The 19299-nt window shown below is 67.5% G+C and carries 19 protein-coding genes; 16 read left to right on the top strand and 3 right to left on the bottom strand.

The genetic code is table 11. The features are described 5' to 3' along the window. Positions 1 to 92 precede the first annotated feature (92 nt). The 6 genes from ACTWQD_RS00265 (at position 93) to ACTWQD_RS00240 (ending at position 6584) form a co-directional block, all read left to right on the top strand. The gene (locus ACTWQD_RS00265; protein WP_443194210.1) at positions 93 to 539 is read left to right on the top strand and encodes a GntR family transcriptional regulator; all 447 of its coding nucleotides are present in this window, start codon (positions 93 to 95) and stop codon (positions 537 to 539) included. Further along, positions 536 to 1483, top strand: coding sequence for an ABC transporter ATP-binding protein (locus ACTWQD_RS00260; protein WP_443194209.1), 948 nt, complete (start codon positions 536 to 538; stop codon positions 1481 to 1483). Before ACTWQD_RS00265 ends, ACTWQD_RS00260 begins: the two co-directional genes overlap by 4 nt. Continuing rightward, a complete protein-coding gene (locus ACTWQD_RS00255) occupies positions 1480 to 2169 on the top strand; it encodes a hypothetical protein (RefSeq protein ID WP_443194208.1) in 690 nt (229 codons plus the stop codon). The genes ACTWQD_RS00260 and ACTWQD_RS00255 overlap by 4 nt, the downstream gene beginning before the upstream one ends. 408 nt (positions 2170 to 2577) lie before the next feature. Next, the gene (locus tag ACTWQD_RS00250) at positions 2578 to 3798 is read left to right on the top strand and encodes an exonuclease domain-containing protein (protein WP_443194207.1); all 1221 of its coding nucleotides are present in this window, start codon (positions 2578 to 2580) and stop codon (positions 3796 to 3798) included. Between the two features lie 8 nt (positions 3799 to 3806). Continuing rightward, entirely contained in the window at positions 3807 to 4310 is a 504-nt protein-coding gene (locus ACTWQD_RS00245) for a hypothetical protein (RefSeq protein WP_443194206.1), read from the top strand. Between the two features lie 141 nt (positions 4311 to 4451). Beyond that, the gene (locus ACTWQD_RS00240; RefSeq protein WP_443194205.1) at positions 4452 to 6584 is read left to right on the top strand and encodes a glycoside hydrolase family 3 C-terminal domain-containing protein; all 2133 of its coding nucleotides are present in this window, start codon (positions 4452 to 4454) and stop codon (positions 6582 to 6584) included. Between the two features lie 74 nt (positions 6585 to 6658). Here the strand turns inward: ACTWQD_RS00240 and ACTWQD_RS00235 are convergent, their stop codons facing one another. Continuing rightward, positions 6659 to 8239 (bottom strand): DUF222 domain-containing protein, encoded by a 1581-nt coding sequence (locus tag ACTWQD_RS00235; RefSeq protein WP_443194204.1) that lies wholly within the window; start codon positions 8237 to 8239, stop codon positions 6659 to 6661. A gap of 98 nt (positions 8240 to 8337) precedes the next feature. Here ACTWQD_RS00235 and ACTWQD_RS00230 point away from each other — a divergent pair, with 98 nt between their 5' ends. Then, entirely contained in the window at positions 8338 to 8847 is a 510-nt protein-coding gene (locus ACTWQD_RS00230) for a hypothetical protein (protein WP_443194203.1), read from the top strand. Positions 8848 to 8854: 7 nt separating this feature from the next. On the opposite strand, the gene ACTWQD_RS00225 is transcribed toward ACTWQD_RS00230, so the two are convergent. Continuing rightward, complete coding sequence (locus ACTWQD_RS00225) at positions 8855 to 10345, bottom strand: amidohydrolase (protein ID WP_443194202.1); 1491 nt, start codon at positions 10343 to 10345, stop codon at positions 8855 to 8857. Between the two features lie 328 nt (positions 10346 to 10673). Between ACTWQD_RS00225 and ACTWQD_RS00220 the strand changes: the two genes are divergently transcribed. The 9 genes from ACTWQD_RS00220 to ACTWQD_RS00180 all read left to right on the top strand — a co-directional run bounded on the left by ACTWQD_RS00220 (position 10674) and on the right by ACTWQD_RS00180 (position 18545). Beyond that, entirely contained in the window at positions 10674 to 11045 is a 372-nt protein-coding gene (locus ACTWQD_RS00220) for a hypothetical protein (RefSeq protein WP_443194201.1), read from the top strand. Then, complete coding sequence (locus ACTWQD_RS00215; RefSeq protein WP_443194200.1) at positions 11042 to 12097, top strand: zinc-dependent alcohol dehydrogenase family protein; 1056 nt, start codon at positions 11042 to 11044, stop codon at positions 12095 to 12097. The genes ACTWQD_RS00220 and ACTWQD_RS00215 overlap by 4 nt, the downstream gene beginning before the upstream one ends. Continuing rightward, positions 12094 to 12540: a flavodoxin family protein gene (locus tag ACTWQD_RS00210; protein WP_443194199.1), complete on the top strand. Its 447-nt coding sequence runs from the start codon at positions 12094 to 12096 to the stop codon at positions 12538 to 12540. Before ACTWQD_RS00215 ends, ACTWQD_RS00210 begins: the two co-directional genes overlap by 4 nt. Positions 12541 to 12598: 58 nt before the next feature. Beyond that, complete coding sequence (locus ACTWQD_RS00205; RefSeq protein WP_443194198.1) at positions 12599 to 14383, top strand: DUF4389 domain-containing protein; 1785 nt, start codon at positions 12599 to 12601, stop codon at positions 14381 to 14383. 189 nt (positions 14384 to 14572) lie between these two features. Then, a complete protein-coding gene (locus tag ACTWQD_RS00200; RefSeq protein WP_443194197.1) occupies positions 14573 to 15409 on the top strand; it encodes a DUF4397 domain-containing protein in 837 nt (278 codons plus the stop codon). 412 nt (positions 15410 to 15821) lie between these two features. After that, the gene (locus ACTWQD_RS00195) at positions 15822 to 16241 is read left to right on the top strand and encodes a class F sortase (protein ID WP_443194196.1); all 420 of its coding nucleotides are present in this window, start codon (positions 15822 to 15824) and stop codon (positions 16239 to 16241) included. Then, a complete protein-coding gene (locus tag ACTWQD_RS00190) occupies positions 16241 to 16867 on the top strand; it encodes an RNA polymerase sigma factor (protein WP_443194891.1) in 627 nt (208 codons plus the stop codon). The genes ACTWQD_RS00195 and ACTWQD_RS00190 overlap by 1 nt, the downstream gene beginning before the upstream one ends. Continuing rightward, positions 16854 to 17663, top strand: a complete 810-nt coding sequence (locus ACTWQD_RS00185; RefSeq protein WP_443194195.1) for an anti-sigma factor domain-containing protein — start codon at positions 16854 to 16856, stop codon at positions 17661 to 17663. Before ACTWQD_RS00190 ends, ACTWQD_RS00185 begins: the two co-directional genes overlap by 14 nt. A gap of 102 nt (positions 17664 to 17765) precedes the next feature. Next, complete coding sequence (locus ACTWQD_RS00180; protein ID WP_443194194.1) at positions 17766 to 18545, top strand: SDR family NAD(P)-dependent oxidoreductase; 780 nt, start codon at positions 17766 to 17768, stop codon at positions 18543 to 18545. 18 nt (positions 18546 to 18563) lie between these two features. On the opposite strand, the gene ACTWQD_RS00175 is transcribed toward ACTWQD_RS00180, so the two are convergent. Then, the gene (locus ACTWQD_RS00175) at positions 18564 to 19223 is read right to left on the bottom strand and encodes a GntR family transcriptional regulator (RefSeq protein ID WP_443194193.1); all 660 of its coding nucleotides are present in this window, start codon (positions 19221 to 19223) and stop codon (positions 18564 to 18566) included. Positions 19224 to 19299: the final 76 nt, after the last annotated feature.

Raw genomic sequence — 19299 nt, 5'->3', positions numbered from 1 at the left:
CTTCCGGCCGGAGCGGTGTTTTTCGGCGCCGGATGCCGGCGCGGGGTCCCGGTGCCGGCCCTTGCGGGCGGGTGGCTTATGTGGTTAGCTACATGAGTAATGAACCAACGGGCCGGATTGTCCGGCTTTCCACGAAAGGGCGGCGCGCAGTGCTTGACGATTCCCGTCCGATCTTTCTTCAGATCGCAGAACTGATTGAGGGCGACATCGTCGCCGGCGCCCTGGCGGAAGAGGCCCAGGCGCCGTCCACCAACGAGTTCGCCGCGTTCTACCGGATCAACCCCGCCACTGCGGCGAAGGGGATCAACAAACTCGTCGACGAGGGAATTCTTTACAAGAAAAGGGGGATCGGCATGTTCGTGGCCACAGGAGCACGGACCCGGTTGCTGGAACGGCGGCGGGAAGAGTTTTTCCATGACTTCGTCCAGCCGCTCACCCGGGAAGCGCGCAGGCTCGGCATCAGCGCCGACGCGCTGGCCGACATGATCAGCCGCAGTAACTCAGATCCCGTACTAACGGAAAGGAGCGCGGGACGGTGAATGCACGAACGCAGCCGCCGGTCATTGAACTGACGGGCGTCACCAAACGCTACAAAGACACGAAGGCCGTTGACGGAGTCACCCTCCGCATCGACGGCGGCAAAATCTACGGCCTGCTGGGACGGAACGGTGCCGGCAAGACCACACTGATGTCCATTCTCACCGCCCAGGACCCTGAGACGTCCGGCAGCGTCCGGGTCTTCGGCCAGCACCCCTACGAGAACGACGCCGTCCTGTCGCGGATGTGCTTCATCAGGGAATCGCAGAAGTACCCCGAGGACTTCACGCCCGCGCAGGCGTTCAAGGCGGCGTCACTGTTCTTCGCGAACTGGGACCAGGGCTTCGCCGACCGCCTCGTGGAGGAATTCACCCTGCCGCTCAAGCGCCGCATCAAGAAGCTCTCGCGTGGTCAGTTGTCCGCGGTCGGCGTCGTGATCGGACTCGCGGCGCGTGCCGAGCTGACCTTTTTCGATGAGCCGTACCTGGGGCTCGACGCCGTCGCCCGGCAGATCTTCTATGACCGGCTGGTCGAGGACTACTCACGCCACCCGCGCACCATCATCCTCTCCTCCCACCTCATCGACGAGGTGGCCAACCTGCTCGAGCACGTCCTCCTGATCGATCGGGGGCGGATCATTCTGGACGACGACGCCGAGAACATCCGCGGGTCGGCCGTCACCGTCACGGGCGAGGAAACGAACGCAGCCGCGTTCACCGCCGGGCGCACGGTGCTGCACCGGGAACGGCTGGGATCGCTGGCGTCCGTGACCATCGAGGCCCGCCTCGGCTCCGCTGACCGTGCCCGGGCCGCCGAACTGGGCCTGGAACTGTCCCCGGTATCCCTGCAGCAGCTGGTGGTCCGGAAGACGACGGCGGCGGCCGGCCAGGCCGACGTCGAACCCCGCACAGTAACGGAACCGTCAGAAGTGGAGGTGGCGCCATGAATCGCGCCGTGAGTGTCGCCCGCATGCAGCTGATCAACAAGTGGACATTCCTGGGGATCCCGGCGCTGATCATCGCCGGCAGCTTCGCCCTGACATATGCCATCTGGCTCATACTTCCGAGCGGCGAGGGCTCCCGAGTCTCCGGAGCCGCGCAGTCCGTGGTCTGGTACTTTCTGGCGCTCGGCATCCAGTCGCTGACCTACACCTTCCCCTTTTCGCAGGCCATGAGTGTCAGCCGCCGCACGTTCTTCATCGGCAGCACGGGGCTGTTCGCCGTCGTGGCCCTCGGCATCAGCCTGCTCTACTTTGTGCTGGGCCGCGTGGAACTGGCGACCAACGGCTGGGGCCAGAACGGGCAGCTGTACTTCCTGGGCTGGGCGGCGGAGAGCCCGGCAGCCGTCCAGATCCTGTTCAATTTCCTCGTGATGCTGGCCCTCTACATGACCGGTTTCTGGTTTGCCACCGTGTACAAGCGCTGGCGGGCCACGGGGATGCTGGTGGCCTGGAGCATCATCGCGGTAGTGGTGGTGGGGCTGATGGCGCTCGCTGGCTGGCAGGGCTGGTGGCCGCAGGTGGGTGCCTGGTTTGCGGCCCAGACGCCCCTGAGCGTCAGCGGCTGGACCGCGTTTGTCTGCGGAGCGCTCGGTGTGGGCTCGTACCTGACCCTGCGCCGGGCAACGCCCTGACCGGGGCCCGGTGCGGCAGGTCCGCGAAAGGGCAAAGGTGCCGGAAACCGGGACCTTTGCCCTACCCATGTCCGCCGCCCGGGCGTACGCTTAAAGCGCCTGCAGGTAGCCGTCAGATTTGCTCGGGTCGTTCAGGACATTCAATTGTCCGGGCCAGCTCATAGCGAGATCGCGAAGGTACCTGCAGGCTTTGTGTTGCCCGGGCATCGCGGTGCGCGAGCTTGTCCCCCGGAGCGGCGATATCAGTTACCGCAGGCAGCACTCCTGACGTGTACGACGTGAACGGCCCGTGGTATTCCGGCAGTGACCCAAAGTGTCGGTGGTGATCAATAGGCTCGCGCGGCGCCAATCGGTGCACTGGAAGATCCGAAACAATCGGCCAAGCTACCACTTCTATTGGGGGAACAGATGAACGCAGGATTCGCCGTTGTTGACGTAGAGACGACAGGGCTGTTCCCGGGGAGCCACCGCATTGCCGAGATCGCCGTCGTGCGCGTGGAACCGGACGGCACAGTCAGCAACCGATGGGAGACGCTGGTCAATCCCCAGCGTGATCTGGGCCCGCAGCGCATCCACGGGATCCGCGCCGCAGACATCCTGCACGCCCCTCTTTTCGAAGACATTGCGCACGATGTGATGGATCTGCTCGCGGGGCGCGTGCTTGTTGCTCACAACGTTCACTTCGACTACAGGTTCGTCTCGCATGAACTGGGGCGCGCCGGCCTGGAGCTGCCGTTCGAGGTCCACGATTGTCTATGCACGATGAAACTTGCCCGACGTTATCTCCCCGGGGCTGGCCGCTCCTTGAAAGACTGCTGCGACAGTTTCGGACTTAACCTAGTGACCGCGCACAGCGCTGGGGATGACGCTGAGGCCGCCGCTCATGTACTGAGCAACTATCTCCGGATGGACACTGAAAACCCCGAGTGGTTCAGCGCTCTGGACCGGGCCTACTTTGCCTCATGGCCGGCCGTTGAGCCGAAGCGCCAGCAACCGGCCCTCCGCCGCTCGGCGCCGGATCCGCAGCCACATTTTCTGGAACGATTGGTGAACCGCTTGCCCGAGGTTGCCGGCCCGGACGAGCACAATGCTTACTTGGGCATGCTCGACCGCGCCCTCATGGACCGGCAGATTTCCGTGTCCGAGGCAGACGGGCTCGTGACGCTCGCCGATTCCCTGGGGATCGGTCGAAGCGATGCTGAAGATCTCCACATCAAGTACATGATTGCCATGCTCGCCGCAGCATGGGAAGACGGAGTTGTTACTGCCGAGGAGGAGGCTGATCTCCGGATCGTCGGTGGTCTGCTCGACATCAGTCAGGATTCCATAACCCGCGGGCTCGCTGGACCTGTCGCAGGGCAAGATGCGGAGACCGGTGCCGCAGTCCAGTCGTTGCTCCTCTCGGTCGGCGATAAGGTGGTGCTCACCGGGGACATGTCGCGGGATCGGAGCGACATTGAGTCTGATCTCCGAGCTGCCGGCTTTGTACCGCATCCAGCGATCACCAAAGCGGTGAAACTTTTGGTAGCGGCCGACCCGGATAGTTTGTCGGGCAAAGCTAAAAAGGCCCGGAGTTACGGGATTCCCGTGGTCGGAGAGCCGTACCTAGCCACGCTGCTGAGTAAGTAGGGGACGCCATGAATGAACTGTTTCTTAGGTCTGAAGGATTTGCCGGCTTTAAGACCTTCGAGGAGCTCGACTTGGGCGAAGTCCCGAGGGAACCTGGCATTTATGCGGTTCTTCATCCTGAAGGGCGCCAGCGTGCCTTTTTGGAAGAGAGCGTCGGCGGATGGTTCAAAAGGAAAAATCCTACGATCCTGCTGGACGCGCTGGCCGCTGAATGGGTCGACGGCGCAGATGTCCTGTACGTCGGCAAGGCAGGCGCAGGAACGAGCAGCGCCCGCGGGCTCCGTAAGCGCATTCAAGAGTTTATGGACTTCGGCCGCGGTAGGCCCGTCGGGCACTGGGGCGGACGGCTGATCTGGCAGTTGGCCGACTCGCAGTCCCTTCTCATCGCGTGGAAGGTCCTGCCGGCTGCGGAAGTCAACGAGGCGGAAGCCAAGTATCACGCTGAATTCCGCTGCCATTACGGCCGGCTACCGTTCGCCAACCTGGTCCAGGCGCGCTCGGCGGGCGTGTGACCCATCGCCTTCGGCCGAGCACGATGCTGACCCAACCCATAGCTCCTCCCACGGGCCAAGGGCAAGATGGAACCAAACCGCAGGTCCCCCACCCGGCGCGGCGCCCAACGCACGCGGGTTGACTCCGAAGGCAGGCCAGGCGTGAACTCTGAAGCGATGGAACGGGCCCGGGCCGTCGAAGCCCAGCTGACGGACGACGAGCGTTTCTCGCTTCTCATCAGCGTCATGGGCACCAACGAGGTCCTCAAGGAAAAGGATCCGCGCATCCCCGACGGTGTCCCGATGAGTGCCGGCTACACGCCCGGCATCCCGCGGCTGGGCATCCCCGCGCTGCTGATGAGCGATGCGAGTCTGGGCGTCACCAACCCCGGCTACCGGGAGGGCGACACCGCCACCGCGCTCCCGGCGTCGATTGCCCTGGGTGCCACGTTCAATCCCGAACTCGCCCGCAGGTCCGGGCACCTGGTGGGCCGGGAGGCCCGCAGCAAAGGACTCAACGTCCAACTGGCCGGCGGCCTCAACCTGCACCGCGACCCGCGCAACGGCCGGAACTTCGAGTACCTGTCCGAGGACCCCTGGCTCACCGGAGTGCTCGGCGCGGAGTCGGTGAAAGGCATCCAGGGCGAACAGGTCATCTCCACGGTCAAGCACTTCTCCCTTAACTGCAACGAAACCAACCGGCATTGGCTGGACGCCGTTATCGATCCCGCCGCGCACCGGGAATCCGACCTGCTTGCGTTTGAAATCGCCATCGAGCGTGCCCGGCCCGGCTCGGTCATGACGGGCTACAACAAGGTCAACGGCACCTATTCCGGCGGCAACAGGACCCTGCTTCAGGACATCCTGAAAGGCGCCTGGGGCTTCCACGGATGGGTGATGTCCGACTGGGGCGCGACGCCGAGCTGGGACTTCGCGCTGCAGGGCCAGGACCAGGAATCCGGCGCGCAGATCGACGTCATGATGTGGGGCAAGGAGCCATTCACCGCACCACTGCGCGACGCCTACGCCGCAGGGGAATTCCCCAAGGAACGCCTCTCCGAGATGGTGCGGCGCATTCTCTACGCCATCTTCGACGTCGGTATCGACCGCTGGGAGGAAACGCCCGACGTCGACCCGGCCGCCCACGCCGACATCGCGCTCGAGACGGCGCGGCAGGGGATCGTATTACTGAAGAACGACGGCGTGCTTCCGCTGCAGCCGCCGTCTGCTGGGGGCGCGCCCTTGAGGATCGCGGTGATTGGAGGACACGCCCAGCTGGGAGTTCCGATCGGCGCCGGATCGAGTGCCGTGGTGCCGCCCGGCGGCTATGCCGAAGTCCACACCATTGGCGGCCCGGGCATCATGGGCGGCATGCGGAACCTCTACCTTCTGCCGTCCTCGCCGCTGGCGGAACTGCAGAAGTTGCTGCCCGGTGCCGCGCTTGAATACGACCCCGGGATGAGCCCGGCCGAGGCGGCGCTGCTGGCCCGGCGCTGCGAGGTGGCCGTTGTCTTTGGCATCCGTCTGGAGGGTGAAGGCTACGACAATGCGGACCTGTCCCTGCCCTGGGGCCAGGATGCGGTGATCGAGGCCGTCGCGGACGCCAACCCGGCCACCGTGGTGGTCCTCGAGACCGGAAATCCCGTCGCGATGCCGTGGCTTCCGAAGGTCCGGGCCGTCCTGGCGGCCTGGTACCCCGGCCAGTGCGGCGGGCGGGCCATCGCGGAAATCCTCACCGGTGCCGTCAACCCTTCCGGGAAACTCCCGCTGACCTTCCCTGCCGGCCTGGACCAAACACCCCGGCCGGAACTGCCGGGCCTCGGCACGCCGTGGGGGACCCCGACGACCATCAACTACAACGAGGGATCCGACGTCGGTTACCGCTGGTTCGCCAGGACGGGGCACCGGCCGCTCTTCGCGTTCGGCCACGGCCTCAGCTACACCCGCTTCGGGTACGCAGACCTGGCCGTGACGCACCGGGGCGTGGTGCGAGCCGAGTTCACCGTCACCAATGCGGGCCAGCGGCGCGGCGCCGACGTTCCGCAGCTCTATCTTCTTGAGGAACCTTCCGGTCCCCGGATGCGCCTGCTCGGCTTTGAACGGGTGGACCTCGAGCCCGGCGAATCACGGACCGTCACGCTGGATGTTGATCCGAGGCTGCTGGCCTCCTTCGACACGGAGCGCGGGCAATGGCACACCGCCGGCGGCAGCTATCGGCTGGCGCTTGGCCACTCCGCCGGCAACTACACCTTGGAAGCCGATGTGGCCCTGCCGGAGAAGTGGTTCGGTAGGTAGCGCTCGGCCGGGACGGGGGTCCGGTGATGGCCGTAGTTCTGTGCCTGTGCCGTAGTTCGGTGAGATCGGCCAGCTCAGCAGTCCAGACCAGGTCTGGCCAGTACCGATACCAATGGTTGGTTTTCCCCTTTTCTGGATCTGCCCAGCATGCGGGCTTTGGCGCGGTGCCGGAGCTTGCGGCTGTGAAGACTGGTGTCTCCGGTGCCGGGTATGGGCACGGATGGGCCGGAGCGAGGAACGCCGGTTAGTGGCTTCTCGGCCGGTGGCGACCCGGGCAGCTCGGGGCCGGTGTGTCGAGTGCCGGGCAGCATTGATTCGGCGTACGGGGTGCCGGGGAGGGGTGGTGCGGTGGAGTGGTAGGTGTGGCCGGTGGGGGTCTGGATTTGGAGGGTGTGTCTGGGGCCGGGGCGGGGTTGGACCCGCCAGCCGGGGGTTTCTTTGGTGTGGTTGCAGGCTTCGCAGAGCCCGGCGCCGTTGGCGGCGGTGGTTTCGCCGCCGTCGTGCCAGGGGTTGATGTGGTCCAGGTGCCTGATGGGCGCGTCGCAGTAGGGCGTGCGGCAGGTGGCGTCCCGGGCGGTGATGAAGCGGCGGAGTCCGGGCGGGAAAATCCTTGCGCGGGAGTCGAGTGCGACCAGATCCCCGGTGCCGGGTGCGGTATAGAGCCTTCGGAGCCAGATGCGCAGGTCCTCGCGGGGGTCGGTGCCGGTGTTGGCACCTGTATCCGGTTCCGGTGCGGTTCCGCCACTTGTGAGCAGTTCCCGGGCCCAGCCGGCGGGGACGATGCCGTAGCCGGGGAGGCGGGCGGGTTCGGCGTCTGCCTGGAGGAGGGTGCGGTCGGTCATGACGAGCTGGATTTCGATGCCGGTGATCCCGCCGGGGGCGCCGGTGGTTTGTTGGACGAGGGCGTCGGCTTTGAGCTGGCCGCGGGTTCTGGGGTCTCCGGCGGCGCGGGCGGTGTCGGCGTGCCGGGTCAGGGCGGCGTACACGGCGACGCCGGCGGAGGCGGGGAGCAGGGCGGTGAGGTAGCACATGGTGTCCGGGGCCGGGCGGAGGGTCACGGTCCGTTCGGTGGCGGCGTGGGCGGCGCGCTGGGTGACGGTGCGCGGGTCCCGGCGGTAGGCAGCGGCCCGCGCGGCGGCGATGATTTGCCGGTCCCCGGCGCCGTCGAATGTTCCGGTGTCGGCGGCGAGTTCCTCGTCGACGGCGGCCCGGTCCGCCGCGGACAGGGTGGCGGTTTCCTTCACGAGGAGGGTGGCGCGCCATTCGTTGAGCTGCCCGGCCTCCAGCGCCGCCAGGGTGCGGGGCATCTCGGTGACCAGGGCTTTCGCGAGGCCAAGGAGCCGTCCGCCTTTGGCGGGGGACTCGCGCCGGGCCAGGGCGATCTGCGCCGCGACCCCGGCGCCGAGCTGGTCCGCCGGAACCCCCGCGGCGGCCTGTTTCCGGCGCTGGGCCAGATCGAAAGCGACGGACAGACGGGCCTGACGAGCAGACATCGCAGACTTCTCGTCCTCGATTTCCCGGATCTCAGCAATCAACGCGGCACTCTCACGGTCGAAACTGTCACTGGCGGCGCCCTCGTCTCCGGGCCGGCCAGTGGCCGTGATGTCTGTTGTAGCTGCTTCTGAAACCCCGCCGGGCCTCTGCTCGCCGTTCATGGATTCAAACTATCGGGCACCTCCGACATTCTTCGCGGCCGCCGGAACCGGCGCTTCCGTACACTCTGTAGGAACGCCCCGCACGATCCAAGGAACCCATGCAGATCACCAGACAGACTCTGAAGCAGGACGGGTTCACCGGATTCCGGACGCTCCGGGACCTGGAGATCAACCGGATCCCGCAGAAGCCCGGGATTTTCGCCGTGCTCCAGCCCGAGGGTTTCCGGCCGCAGTTCCTGGCCAGGAGCACCGCCGGCATCTTCAAAAAGAAAGATCCCACCCTGAAGCAGGATGTGCTCGCCGCCGAATGGGTCGACGGCGCCGACGTCCTTTACGTGGGCAAGGCCGGACCCGGCAGCAAGGGCAACCGCGGCCTCCGGCGCCAGATCCAGGAATTCGTTGACTTCGGCCAGGGCAAGCCACCCGGCCAGTGGGACGGCCGGCTCATCTGGCAGCTCGCCGCCGCCAACCAGCTGGTCATCGCGTGGAATGAGCTGCCCGTCGAGCAGCTGAACGCGGCCGAGGCCAGCTACCACGCCGCGTTCGTGGAGGAGTACGGCAGGCTGCCGTATGCCAACCTTGTCCAAGCGCGGATCAAGGGCAGCTAAAGCGGGCTTAGAGCCCGCCCCGGAACGTAAACCGCCCAGCCACCAGCGTGGCGGCCACCGGCATCGCCGCGAACCCAGCGTCCGAAACTGCCAGCGGGTCGGCGTCGAGCACGGCCAGGTCCGCCGGATCCCCCGCCCTGACTGTGCCCCGCCCACGCGTTGACGCCGTCAAGGCTTCCTGCCGGGTGAGGGCCTGCTCCGGATGCCAGGGCGCGCGCCCGTCCTGACGCGAGCGGGTGGTGGCCGCCGACATCGCGGTCCACGGCTCCAGCGGCGCCACGGGCGCATCGGAGCCCAGCGCCAGCGTCGCACCGGCCGCCAGCAGCGACCGCAGCGGGAACGCCCGGTCCGTGCGGCCGGCCCAGTTGGAATCGGCGGCATCGCGGTCGTCCAGGGCATGGGCTGGCTGGACGCTGGCGGTCAGGCCCAGCTGGCCGAAACGCGCGAAGTCCTCGCTGCGGACAAACTGGGCATGCTCAATCCTGCCGGAGATCCCAGCCGCCGCGAACGCATCCAGCGCCACCGCGTTGGCGGCATCGCCGATCGCATGCACCGCCGGCACGAAGGCGGACTCCCGGGCCCGGAGCAGCAGCTCCAGCAGATCCGCCTCGCTGACAGTGAGCAGGCCCCGGCCGCCATGCGGATAAGGGTCCACGCAATACGCCGTGCGGGTGTTCAGCGAACCGTCGATCAGCACTTTGAGCGGACCCACCCGCAGCAGCCCGGCCCCGCCGTCGAGCTCCTGACCGGTCCGCATGCCGGCCGCAACGGCCCGGTCCAGGTCCTGCGGGTACACCCCTGCGTCCACCCGGACGGCGTCGAAGCCGCCAGCCACGCGACGCAGCCATACGTCGCGGTTCCACGTCATTTCGAAATCGACAATCCCCACGATCCCGCGGGCGGCAGCCGCCCGCGCGGACTCCAGTACCCAGGCGTCCACCACGGCGTCCGGGAGTTTTCCCAGCTCACGGGTCAGCGCAAAGGCCGGCTCCTCGCGCAGCAGCCCGGAGGGGTCCACCGACACGCCATAACGCGAAGCGGCCGCGCTGTTGAGCCATACACAGTGCAGGTCATGGCTCAGCAGCGCCGTCGGCACGCCGCTGGTGGCGCCGTCGAGCAGCGCCAGGCTGGGAACATCGGCCCAGACGGCGTCCCGGAAGCCGACACCCACCACTGTCAGTCCGTCGCCGCGGGCGCGGCCCGCCACATGGGAACGTACGACGTCGGCTGCCTCACCCGCAGATTTTGCGCCGGCGAGATCGATCCGGTTGGCGGCGAGGGCCCACTGCGTCATGTGGACATGCTCATCCCACAACCCCGGAATGAGGTACCGGCCGTCAAGGTCCACCACCTGTGCGCCCGGCGCTGCCGGGCCCGCCGTCGCGACCCGCGCCACCACGCCGTCGACCACGTATACGTCGTACAGCGCAGTGCCGCCGGGCAGCCGTACGGAGGCGAGCTGGAGGTGGTTCGCAGGAGCGGCAGGAATCGCAGGCATGGAAAACAGGCTAGGGGCCGGCAGCCGCAGCACCAATCCGGACGCGCCGGGGCAGCAGCCGGCAGCCGACCCGGGACTTTCGCCCCTTGCCCCGGCAACGCGCACCGTCCAAGCTGAATTCTGGGGCGGTTCCTGCACGCCATTGGGGGATGAATCGCCTGTTTGAACAGATGTACGGTCTCGCTCGAACCTTGGGGAAGGAAAAGGGCATCCTGCGCTGGCCCGTGTCTGCGGGATCAGGGCGGGAGACCGCAGCCAACATGACTGTCCACAGCGATTTGTACACTCCGCAGCCCACCCTCGGGCACCACGGGAGCTCTGATGCCCCGTGACCCACAGACACCACGGAGCCCGGAGCAGCGCCTACTACGCCCATCCCTCACATGGTGAGCCCAAGATCAAAGTGCTCATCCGCATCGACGCCCTGGCGGAGCTGGCCCGGGTGGACGTCCGGGGAGTTGTCACGCCCGCCAACATCCGCGCCCTCTACGTCGTGTGCCGGCGGGTGGCCGCCAAACTGCCCGGTTATGAAATCGTGGTGGACCTCACCCACGCCCGCGTAACAGCGGACGCCGTCGAAGAACTCCACGAGCACGCCCGCCAGTCCATTATGTCCTCCGGCATCGACGCCTCCGTGACGCCGTGCCGGCTGCGGATCGTGGACCCGCCGACCATCCTCAGAATCAAGGAGAACGCATGAAAGCCCTCGTCTACGGCGGTCCCGGAGAGAAATCCTGGACGGATGTCCCCGACCCGAAGATCCAAAACCCCAGCGACGCGATCGTCAAAGTGGACACCACCACTATCTGCGGGACGGATCTCCACATCCTTAAAGGGGATGTTCCCGCTGTGACGAAGGGGCGGATCCTGGGCCATGAAGGCGTCGGGACCATCACCGAAGTCGGCTCCTCGGTGACCAGCCTGAAAGTGGGCGACCGCGTCATCATCTCCTGCATCAAGTCCTGCGGACACTGCGCCAACTGCAAAACCGGGCTGTACTCGCACTGCATGGGCGACGAGGGGGCCTCCGGCATCGGCTGGGTCTTCGGCCACCTGATTGACGGCACCCAGGCCGAGTATGTCCGCGTCCCGTACGCCGAGAATTCGCTTCACCTCCTGCCCGAGGGCGTTCCCGACGAACGGGCCGTGATGCTCTCCGACATTCTCCCTACCGGGTTCGAGATCGGGGTGCAGTACGGCCGCGTCAAGCCCGGAGACACCGTCGCCGTCGTGGGTGCAGGCCCGGTGGGTCTCGCCGCGATCGCCACGGCCGGCCTCTACGGCGCCGCCACCATCATCGCCGTCGACCTTGACGCGAACCGGCTGGAGAAATCACGCGAGTTCGGCGCCACCGACGTCGTCCTCTCCAGCGACGCCGACTGGAAGGACCAGGTGCTGGCGCTGACCGACGGGCAGGGCGTGGACGTGGCCATCGAGGCGGTCGGCATCCCGGCGACCTTCAGCATGTGCACGGAGGTGGTGCGCCCCGGCGGCAACGTGGCCAACGTGGGTGTGCATGGCAAGTCCGTTGAGCTGCATGTGGAGAACCTCTGGATCCAGAACATCAACATCAGCATGGGCCTGGTGAATGCGAACACCACTCCGATGCTGCTCAAGCTCGTGGCCCAGAACAAGGTGCCAGCGGAGAAATTCGCAACCCACCACTTCAGCTTCGACCAGTTCCTGGAGGCGTACGACACCTTCGCCCGGGCCGCGGAAACTAAAGCGCTCAAGGTGGTGATCACGGCGTGAAAGCTGTGGTTGTCTACGATTCGGCCTACTGCAACACCAAGTCCGTCGCCGAAGCGATCGCCGGCTCGCTCGACGGGCTCGAGGCGACGCCCGTCCCCGTGGGCGAGTTCAAATCGGAGGCACTCGCGGCGGGGGACCTCCTGGTGGTGGGCAGCCCCATCAACGGCTGGCGCCCGACGCCGAAAATCACCACGCTGCTTGCCTCCCTGGGCAGCGGAACCCTTAAGGGCGTGAACGCCGCGGCGTTCGACACCCGCGTCCGGATGTTCATCCACGGCGACGCCGCGAAGAAGATATCCCATGCGCTCAAGGCCGGCGGCGCGGACATCATCGCCGAACCCATGCCGTTCTACGTCAAAGGCAGCGAAGGGCCACTGCGCGACGGCGAAATCGAGAAGGCCGAAAGCTGGGCCCAGAGCCTTCTGACCTCGCTGGGACGCTGACCCGGCGGCCATGTTAAACCGGAGGTCCTGACCGGGACCATGTGAAAGGACGGCGCTCATGCGACCAGGCCGGATGGTTATGCTCGTGCTGGGCACGCTCAGCGCACTCCTTGGCCTGGGTCTGCTGGCCGGCGCCGGCGCCGTGGGCTGGGCAAACTACCAGCAACGCGACAACGGATTCTTCACCACCCCCGTGGAGCGCTTCACCGCGGATTCCTACGCCCTCACTTCGCCGGAACTCGACATCATGACGGAACGCAGCTTCCCGGAAACGGCTCCCGTGGTGGTCCCCGGCAGCATCCTGATCCGTGGCTCCGCCGCCGACCCGGCCCAGGCGATCTTCATCGGGATCGCCCCGCAGTCCGAGGTGTCGGCATACCTCGCTGGCGTCAACCACTCCGAAATCGCCGACGTCAGATTCGCGCCGTTCCGGGCGCAGTACCGGGATATTCCCGGCACAGCGGTTCCGGCGCCGCCTGCGGACCAGAGATTCTGGACCGCGGTGGCCACCGGGCCGGGCACCCAGGAACTTCAGTGGGACCTGCGGCCCGGGTCGTGGGCCGTAGTCATCATGAATGCCGAGCCCGCCACGCCGGTGGCCGTGGACCTGCGGGCCGGAGCCCGGTCCGACCTCCTGTGGCCCGTTTTCATCGGCCTCCTGGTCGGCGGAATCCTCTTCCTGGTCATCGGTGTGCCCCTGATCGTGTTCGGGGCCGCAGGGCTGGGCCGCGGCAAGGGCGGACCGCCGGCCGGGCCCGGCTATCCGGCGCAGCAGGGTATGCCGCCAGCCGGGCCCGGCTATCCGGCGCAGGGTTACGGCCCGCCCGGCTCTGGCATCCAAGGTCCGGCCAGCCCGGCTGTACCCGCCAGCGCGGCTGTACCCGCCAGCGCGGCTGGGCCCACCCAGCCCTACCCCGGCCAGCCCTACCCCGGCCAGCCCTACCCCGGCCAGCCCGGTCCGGGGCAGCAGGCCGTCGCTGCCCGGCCCTATACGGCGGGCGCTTTGGCCGGAACCCCGCCGGACGCGGGTGTTGTTTATCCGGCCCGGCTCAGCGGATACCTGGACCCGGACCTGTCCCGCTGGAAGTGGCTGGTCAAGTGGTTCCTGGCGATTCCGCACTTCATCGTGCTCTTCTTCCTGTGGTTTGCCTTCGGCGTGGTCACCATCGTGGCGTGGTTTGCCATTCTGTTCACCGGTCACTATCCGCGCTCGCTGTTCAATTTCAACGTGGGGGTCCTGCGCTGGAGCTGGCGGGTGGCGTTCTACTGCTACGCGGCGCTCGGCACGGACCGCTACCCGCCCTTTACGCTGGAGCGCACCGACTATCCGGCCGACTTCGACGTCGACTACCCGGAGAAGCTCTCCCACGGCCTGGTGCTGGTGAAATCCTGGCTGCTGGCCTTTCCCCACCTGCTGATCATCGCGCTGCTGACCGGCACCGCCCAGACCTGGGTGTACCACGAGGACGAATGGGTGCAGGTTGGCACCGGGATGTCCCTGTTCGGGCTGCTGGTCTTCATCGCCGGGGTCATCCTGCTGTTCACCGGCGTGTACTCGAGGGGCCTCTTCAACTTCCTGATGGGCTTGAACCGCTGGATCTACCGGGTCAGCGCCTATGTGGCACTCATGCGTGACGAGTACCCGCCGTTCCACCTCGACATGGGCCCGCAGGATCCTGGAGACGTCTCCGCCGGGCCCGCCCTGGCGCCGCCGGGTCCCGGCGACGCGGTGCTGCCCGGAAGCCCGCCGCCCGGTTACGCCCAGCCCGGCACCGGCGCGGCGCCCCAGCCCGGCACGGGCGCGGCGCCCCAGCCGGGTCCGGACACCCCGCCGCGCGCCTAGAACCAGCAGGACCAGCCACCACCCTTGCCGCACAGGACGGCCGGGCTGCCCCCGGAAAGCGCCCGGCCGTCCCGCTGCCCGCAGCAAAAAAAACTCTCTTCATGCATTTGCATCCAAATGCCACACCCCGCCGGTAGTAGGGGTGTCAGCAAAAATCGCCCGCGCGGCGGGCCGTTGAAGGAGATGTAAATGCGTACCAGCCTTTTCACCGCAGGCGCCGTGGCAATCGCGGCCTCCCTCGCCCTTGCCGGCCCCGCCCAGGCGGCCGAATCAGACGCCCAACTGTCTGTCCTCCATGGCGTTCCCGGACTCACGGTTGATGTCTGGGTCAACGGCGAACGCACCCTCGACGACTTCACCCCCGGGACCCTGGCCGGACCCCTGGCCCTGCCGGCCGGGGACTACGACCTGGCCATCACAGCCGCCGACGCCGCAGATGCCTCGGCCCCCGTGATCGGACCGGTGACGGTCACGCTCGCCGCCAGCGGAAACTACACCGCCGTCGCCAACCTCGACGCCGAGGGCAAGCCGACCGCCAACTTCTTCACCAATGACGTATCGCAGATCGACCCGGGCAAGGGCAAGCTGACCGTCCGCCACACGGCAGCGGCGCCGGCCGTCGACGTCCTCGCTGGCGGATCCCCCGTCATCTCCGGCCTGACCAACCCCAATGAGGAGACCCTCACACTGGATCCCGGCACCATCTCCGCCTCGGTGGCCGCGGCCGGCACCACGGACCCGGTGATCGGCCCGGCCGATGTGACGGTCGCGGAGGGCACACACACGATTGTGTACGCCTGGGGCAGCCTCGCCGATAACAACCTGCAGCTGGCCGTGCAGAACATTGAGGGCCTGCATTCCGCCCCCGCCGGTGTTCCCGGTGCACGCTCGGGCGCCGCTGACGCCGGCGCCGGCCTTAGCGGCCAGACGGCCGCCGCGGCAGGCATCGGGGCCGCGGCTCTCCTGCTCCTGGCCGGCGGGATCGCCGCGTCGCGCAGGCGCCCGGCGCTCCGCCGCATCCGCTAGGCAATAACCGGTAGCCCGGCCACCCGGCATTCCGCCGGGCGGCCGGGCCCTGGGTTGGTCCACAGGAGGAGGTCAGGGCATGAAGATCACGACGGCGCCGCCCGGCCGGGCACCGCGGGCAACCGGTCTGCGGGGGAGGACACAGGGCTCAGCCCGCAGCACTGTGGCACGCTTATCAACCGCCCTGGCAACAGCGCTCCTGGTCGCAGGCTGCACAGCCCCCCAAAGCACCGCCCCCCAGTACACCGCAGCGCAAGGCACCGTAGCCCCTGACCCGGCCACACAGAGCACGCAGAACACTGTTGCCCCGCAACCCCAGCAGCCAGCGCCGGCCGGGGGCTCCTCCATCCCGGTCCGGCCGGCCGCACCGCTGGCGCCGACGCCCCGGGACCCGGCCCCGCGGAACCTTACTGTGGACGGAACCACCATCGACATGCCAATTGTGGAAGTGGGAGTCAGTCCGGACGGGCAGATGGAGATCCCGGAACCCTTTGAGGAGGCCGGCTGGTACCGGTTCGGACCGGCCCCAGGAGCCGCCGCCGGCACCGCCGTGATCGCGGCGCACGTCGATACGACGTCCGATTCAGCACCCTTTTCCCAGCTCAAATCGCTCACGCCGGGCACCGTGGTGACGGTGCAGCGGGAAGGTGCCGGGCCCGTGACCTTCCGTGTGACCGGCGTCGAGCTTATGGCCAAGGACGCGTTCGACGGCGCGTCCCTCTTCCAGCGCGACGGCCCGCCCCAGCTGAAGCTGGTGACCTGCGGCGGACGATGGCTGGACGAACAGCAGGACTACGGCGACAATGTCATTGTCACGGCGGTGCCTGCATGATGCAGGACGCAGCACTCATCGTCGCCTCCAGCAGCGGGAAGGAGCCGGGCTTGGCACCTTTCACGGACTCCTCCGCGTGGGACGCGCGCCTCAACGAGTCCTTCGCGGCCGGTGACGAAACCGCGCTGGCAGAGGCGTACCGGCAGTTCTCGCCCTTGGTGCACACACTCGCACTGCGCGCACTGCGCGACAGCTCCGCGGCCGACGACGTCACCCAGGAGGTGTTCATCCGGGTGTGGCGCTCGCGGTCTGCCTTCGACCCGGCCAAAGCCCGGCTCCCGGCGTGGATCGTCGGCATCACCCGGAATGCTGTCACGGATGCCCAGGCGGCATCGACGCGGGAAACCCGGAAGGTGCTGGCCGCCGTCGAGCTCGCCCCGGCCCCGGAAGTATCCGGCGGGCATGCAACAGCGGAGGAACTGGCCGACCGCCTGCTGCTCGACGGTGAACTGGAGAAGCTGGGCGAGCCGCAAGGATCCATCCTGAAGCTCGCCTTCTACGATGACCTGACGCATTCGCAGATTTCACAAAAACTGGATTTGCCGCTGGGTACGGTCAAAAGCCACATCCGTCGCAGCCTGTCCCAGCTCAGAAGCCGATTGGAGGTAGACCGTGCAACATCTTGACGAGGAGTCCCTGAGCTTGCTGGCCCTTGGCGAAGACCTCGGAGACGACGCCGCGGACCACCTCCGCTCCTGCGCCGACTGTGCAGCGGAATTTGCGGGCCTCCGCCGGGCCGTGGTGGCGGCACGGCCGGGACCGGAGTACGCCGCACTGGCGCAGCCCGGCCCGCACGTCTGGGCCGGAATCCACAGTGTCCTGGGACTGGGCAGCGCCGTTGCCGCCGACCCGCTCGGCCCCCCGCCGGCGGGTTCCGCTCCGCCGCCGCGTCCCCAGCCGCCGACGCCGGCCTCCGCGCCGGCGCCCTTCCCGTCACCCGAGGAACGGCAGCAGAGGGACAGCCGGAAGCAGGACCGCAGCGGCGGCGCCGGCTGGATCCGCCGACCCGGCGTGTGGCTGGCCGCCGCGGCGGCCACGGCCCTGCTGGCAGCGGGGGTCTTCTGGTCCGTGCAGCAGAACCAGCCTCCGGTGACGCCCCTGGCCCGGGCCGAGCTCGCCCCCGTGGACCAGCACTCCGCCACCGGCTCGGCCCGGGTGGTCGAAGCCGCGGACGGTCAGCGCACGCTGGAGGTCCAGGTGGACAAGAACGAAGCCCGCGGGTACCAGGAGGTCTGGCTGATCGCACCGGATCTGTCCCGTCTGGTGAGCCTGGGCGTCATGACCTCGGACTCCGGCACGTTCGCGCTCCCGGCCGGCCTCGACCTGTCCGAATACCCGATCGTGGACGTGTCCGATGAGCCGGTGGACGGCAACCCCGCGCACTCCAGCGTGAGCATTGTGCGCGGAACCCTGGCCACCTGAACTGATCCATGTCTGCTCAACCGGACCATGCCTCTTGCCAGTATCCCGCGGCGAGAACATAGTTGAGGGAATTCACCACTCCACGGCGGGAGGCAGGCGACCATGCTGAACAATGAGATGCCGGGAAGCGGCCTGTTGGAGGGCAAAACGGCGCTGATCTACGGTGCGGGCGGCTCGATCGGCGGCGCCGTGGCCAGGGCCTTCGCTGCGGAGGGCGCCTTCGTCCACCTCGCCGGGCGCACCGAGTCGCGGCTCGAGAAGGTGGCCCGCGACATCCAGGAGGAGGGCGGCCGGGCGGAGACCGCCGTCGTCGACGCCCTGGATGAGGAACAGGTGGACGCCTTCGTGGACCGGGTGGCCAGGAAAACCAAGCGGATCGACATCTCCTTCAACGTCATTTCCTTTGGTGACATCCAGCAGCCGCTCATGGAGATCGACGTCGACGACTTCACCCAGCCCATCACCCTGGCCACGCGCACCCATTTCCTCACCACCCGGGCCGCGGCGGCGCACATGATCAAGCAACGCTCCGGGGTGGTGCTGATGTTTGGCGGCTCCGGCCCGCAGACAGTGCCCGGGCTCGGCGGGTTCAAAGTGGCCCTCGACGCCATGGAAGGGCTGCGCCGGCAGTGGGCGCTGGAACTGGGGAAAAACGGCATCCGTGTGGTCACCCTGGTGTCCGGCGGGATCATCGAAACCATCCCGTGGCAGGTGGAGGGGCGTGAGGAGATTGTCGTCGAGATCGCCCGGACCGCCCACCTGAACCGCACCGCAACGCTGGCCGACGTCGGCAACGTCGCCTGCTTTGTGGCCTCGGACAAGGCCGGTGCCATCACGGACGCCACGGTCAACATCTCCGCCGGCGCGATCGTGGACTACTGAACGTAGAAACCCAAGAGCCTACGCCACGAGGTTCGCTGCGGCGCCGTCCATGTGCTCCAGGATGGTCTGCCGGGCGAGCGTGGCGTCCCCGGACTCGATAGCCCGCACGATGTCGTAGTGCCTGTCGACACTCATGTTGCTGACAGCGCGTTCCACGCCCGCATACATGATGGACATGCGGATTGAACCTTCGAGGGACTCCCACGAGTGCAGCAGGGTCTCGTTGCCGGTGAGCCGGCACAGGGTCCGGTGGAACTCAAGGTCGGATTCGATCCGGCCCTCCAGGCTCCCTTCTGCCGCGGCGGCCATGGCACCGATCGCGGAGCGCAGCGAGGACGTGACCTGCACCCGGTCCGGGAGCTCGCACAGCGTCCGGGCGGCGAGTGACTCGAGCGCGGCCCGTACCGCGAAGATGTCCCGGATCTCCTTCGCGTCCAGGTGGCGCACCGAGAGCCGGCCCCGCGGACCGGCCGCGAGGAGGCCTTCCTGCTCCAGCTGGCGCAGGGCCTCGCGCAGGGTGCCCCGGCTGATCTGCAGCATGTCCGACAGTTCGGTCTCCACCAGGTGGCGTCCGGGTTCGAGTTCGCCGCTGGTAATGGCGGTGCGCAGCGCGGACAAGGCCTGCTCGCGGAGACTCTTCTTTTCCAGTCCCAGCAAGGGTGCTGTCAGTCCGGCCATGGCATGTGTCCTCAATATTGCGGGCTCCGGTTGACAACCCACTGTCAACCGTTGGTGTGTTAACTGTTGATCTTAC

Source organism: Pseudarthrobacter sp. 1C304, assembly GCF_052245515.1.
Lineage (GTDB): Bacteria > Actinomycetota > Actinomycetes > Actinomycetales > Micrococcaceae > Arthrobacter.
This window is presented reverse-complemented; position numbering and strand designations above follow the sequence as displayed.

Coding starts and splice junctions, on each gene's coding strand:
- ACTWQD_RS00265 (WP_443194210.1), top strand. CDS start 93: ATGAGTAATGAACCAACGGGCCGGATTGTCCGGCTTTCCACGAAAGGG.
- ACTWQD_RS00255 (WP_443194208.1), top strand. CDS start 1,480: ATGAATCGCGCCGTGAGTGTCGCCCGCATGCAGCTGATCAACAAGTGG.
- ACTWQD_RS00250 (WP_443194207.1), top strand. CDS start 2,578: ATGAACGCAGGATTCGCCGTTGTTGACGTAGAGACGACAGGGCTGTTC.
- ACTWQD_RS00245 (WP_443194206.1), top strand. CDS start 3,807: ATGAATGAACTGTTTCTTAGGTCTGAAGGATTTGCCGGCTTTAAGACC.
- ACTWQD_RS00235 (WP_443194204.1), bottom strand. CDS start 8,239: ATGAACGGCGAGCAGAGGCCCGGCGGGGTTTCAGAAGCAGCTACAACA.
- ACTWQD_RS00230 (WP_443194203.1), top strand. CDS start 8,338: ATGCAGATCACCAGACAGACTCTGAAGCAGGACGGGTTCACCGGATTC.
- ACTWQD_RS00225 (WP_443194202.1), bottom strand. CDS start 10,345: ATGCCTGCGATTCCTGCCGCTCCTGCGAACCACCTCCAGCTCGCCTCC.
- ACTWQD_RS00215 (WP_443194200.1), top strand. CDS start 11,042: ATGAAAGCCCTCGTCTACGGCGGTCCCGGAGAGAAATCCTGGACGGAT.
- ACTWQD_RS00205 (WP_443194198.1), top strand. CDS start 12,599: ATGCGACCAGGCCGGATGGTTATGCTCGTGCTGGGCACGCTCAGCGCA.
- ACTWQD_RS00200 (WP_443194197.1), top strand. CDS start 14,573: ATGCGTACCAGCCTTTTCACCGCAGGCGCCGTGGCAATCGCGGCCTCC.
- ACTWQD_RS00190 (WP_443194891.1), top strand. CDS start 16,241: ATGCAGGACGCAGCACTCATCGTCGCCTCCAGCAGCGGGAAGGAGCCG.
- ACTWQD_RS00180 (WP_443194194.1), top strand. CDS start 17,766: ATGCTGAACAATGAGATGCCGGGAAGCGGCCTGTTGGAGGGCAAAACG.
- ACTWQD_RS00175 (WP_443194193.1), bottom strand. CDS start 19,223: ATGGCCGGACTGACAGCACCCTTGCTGGGACTGGAAAAGAAGAGTCTC.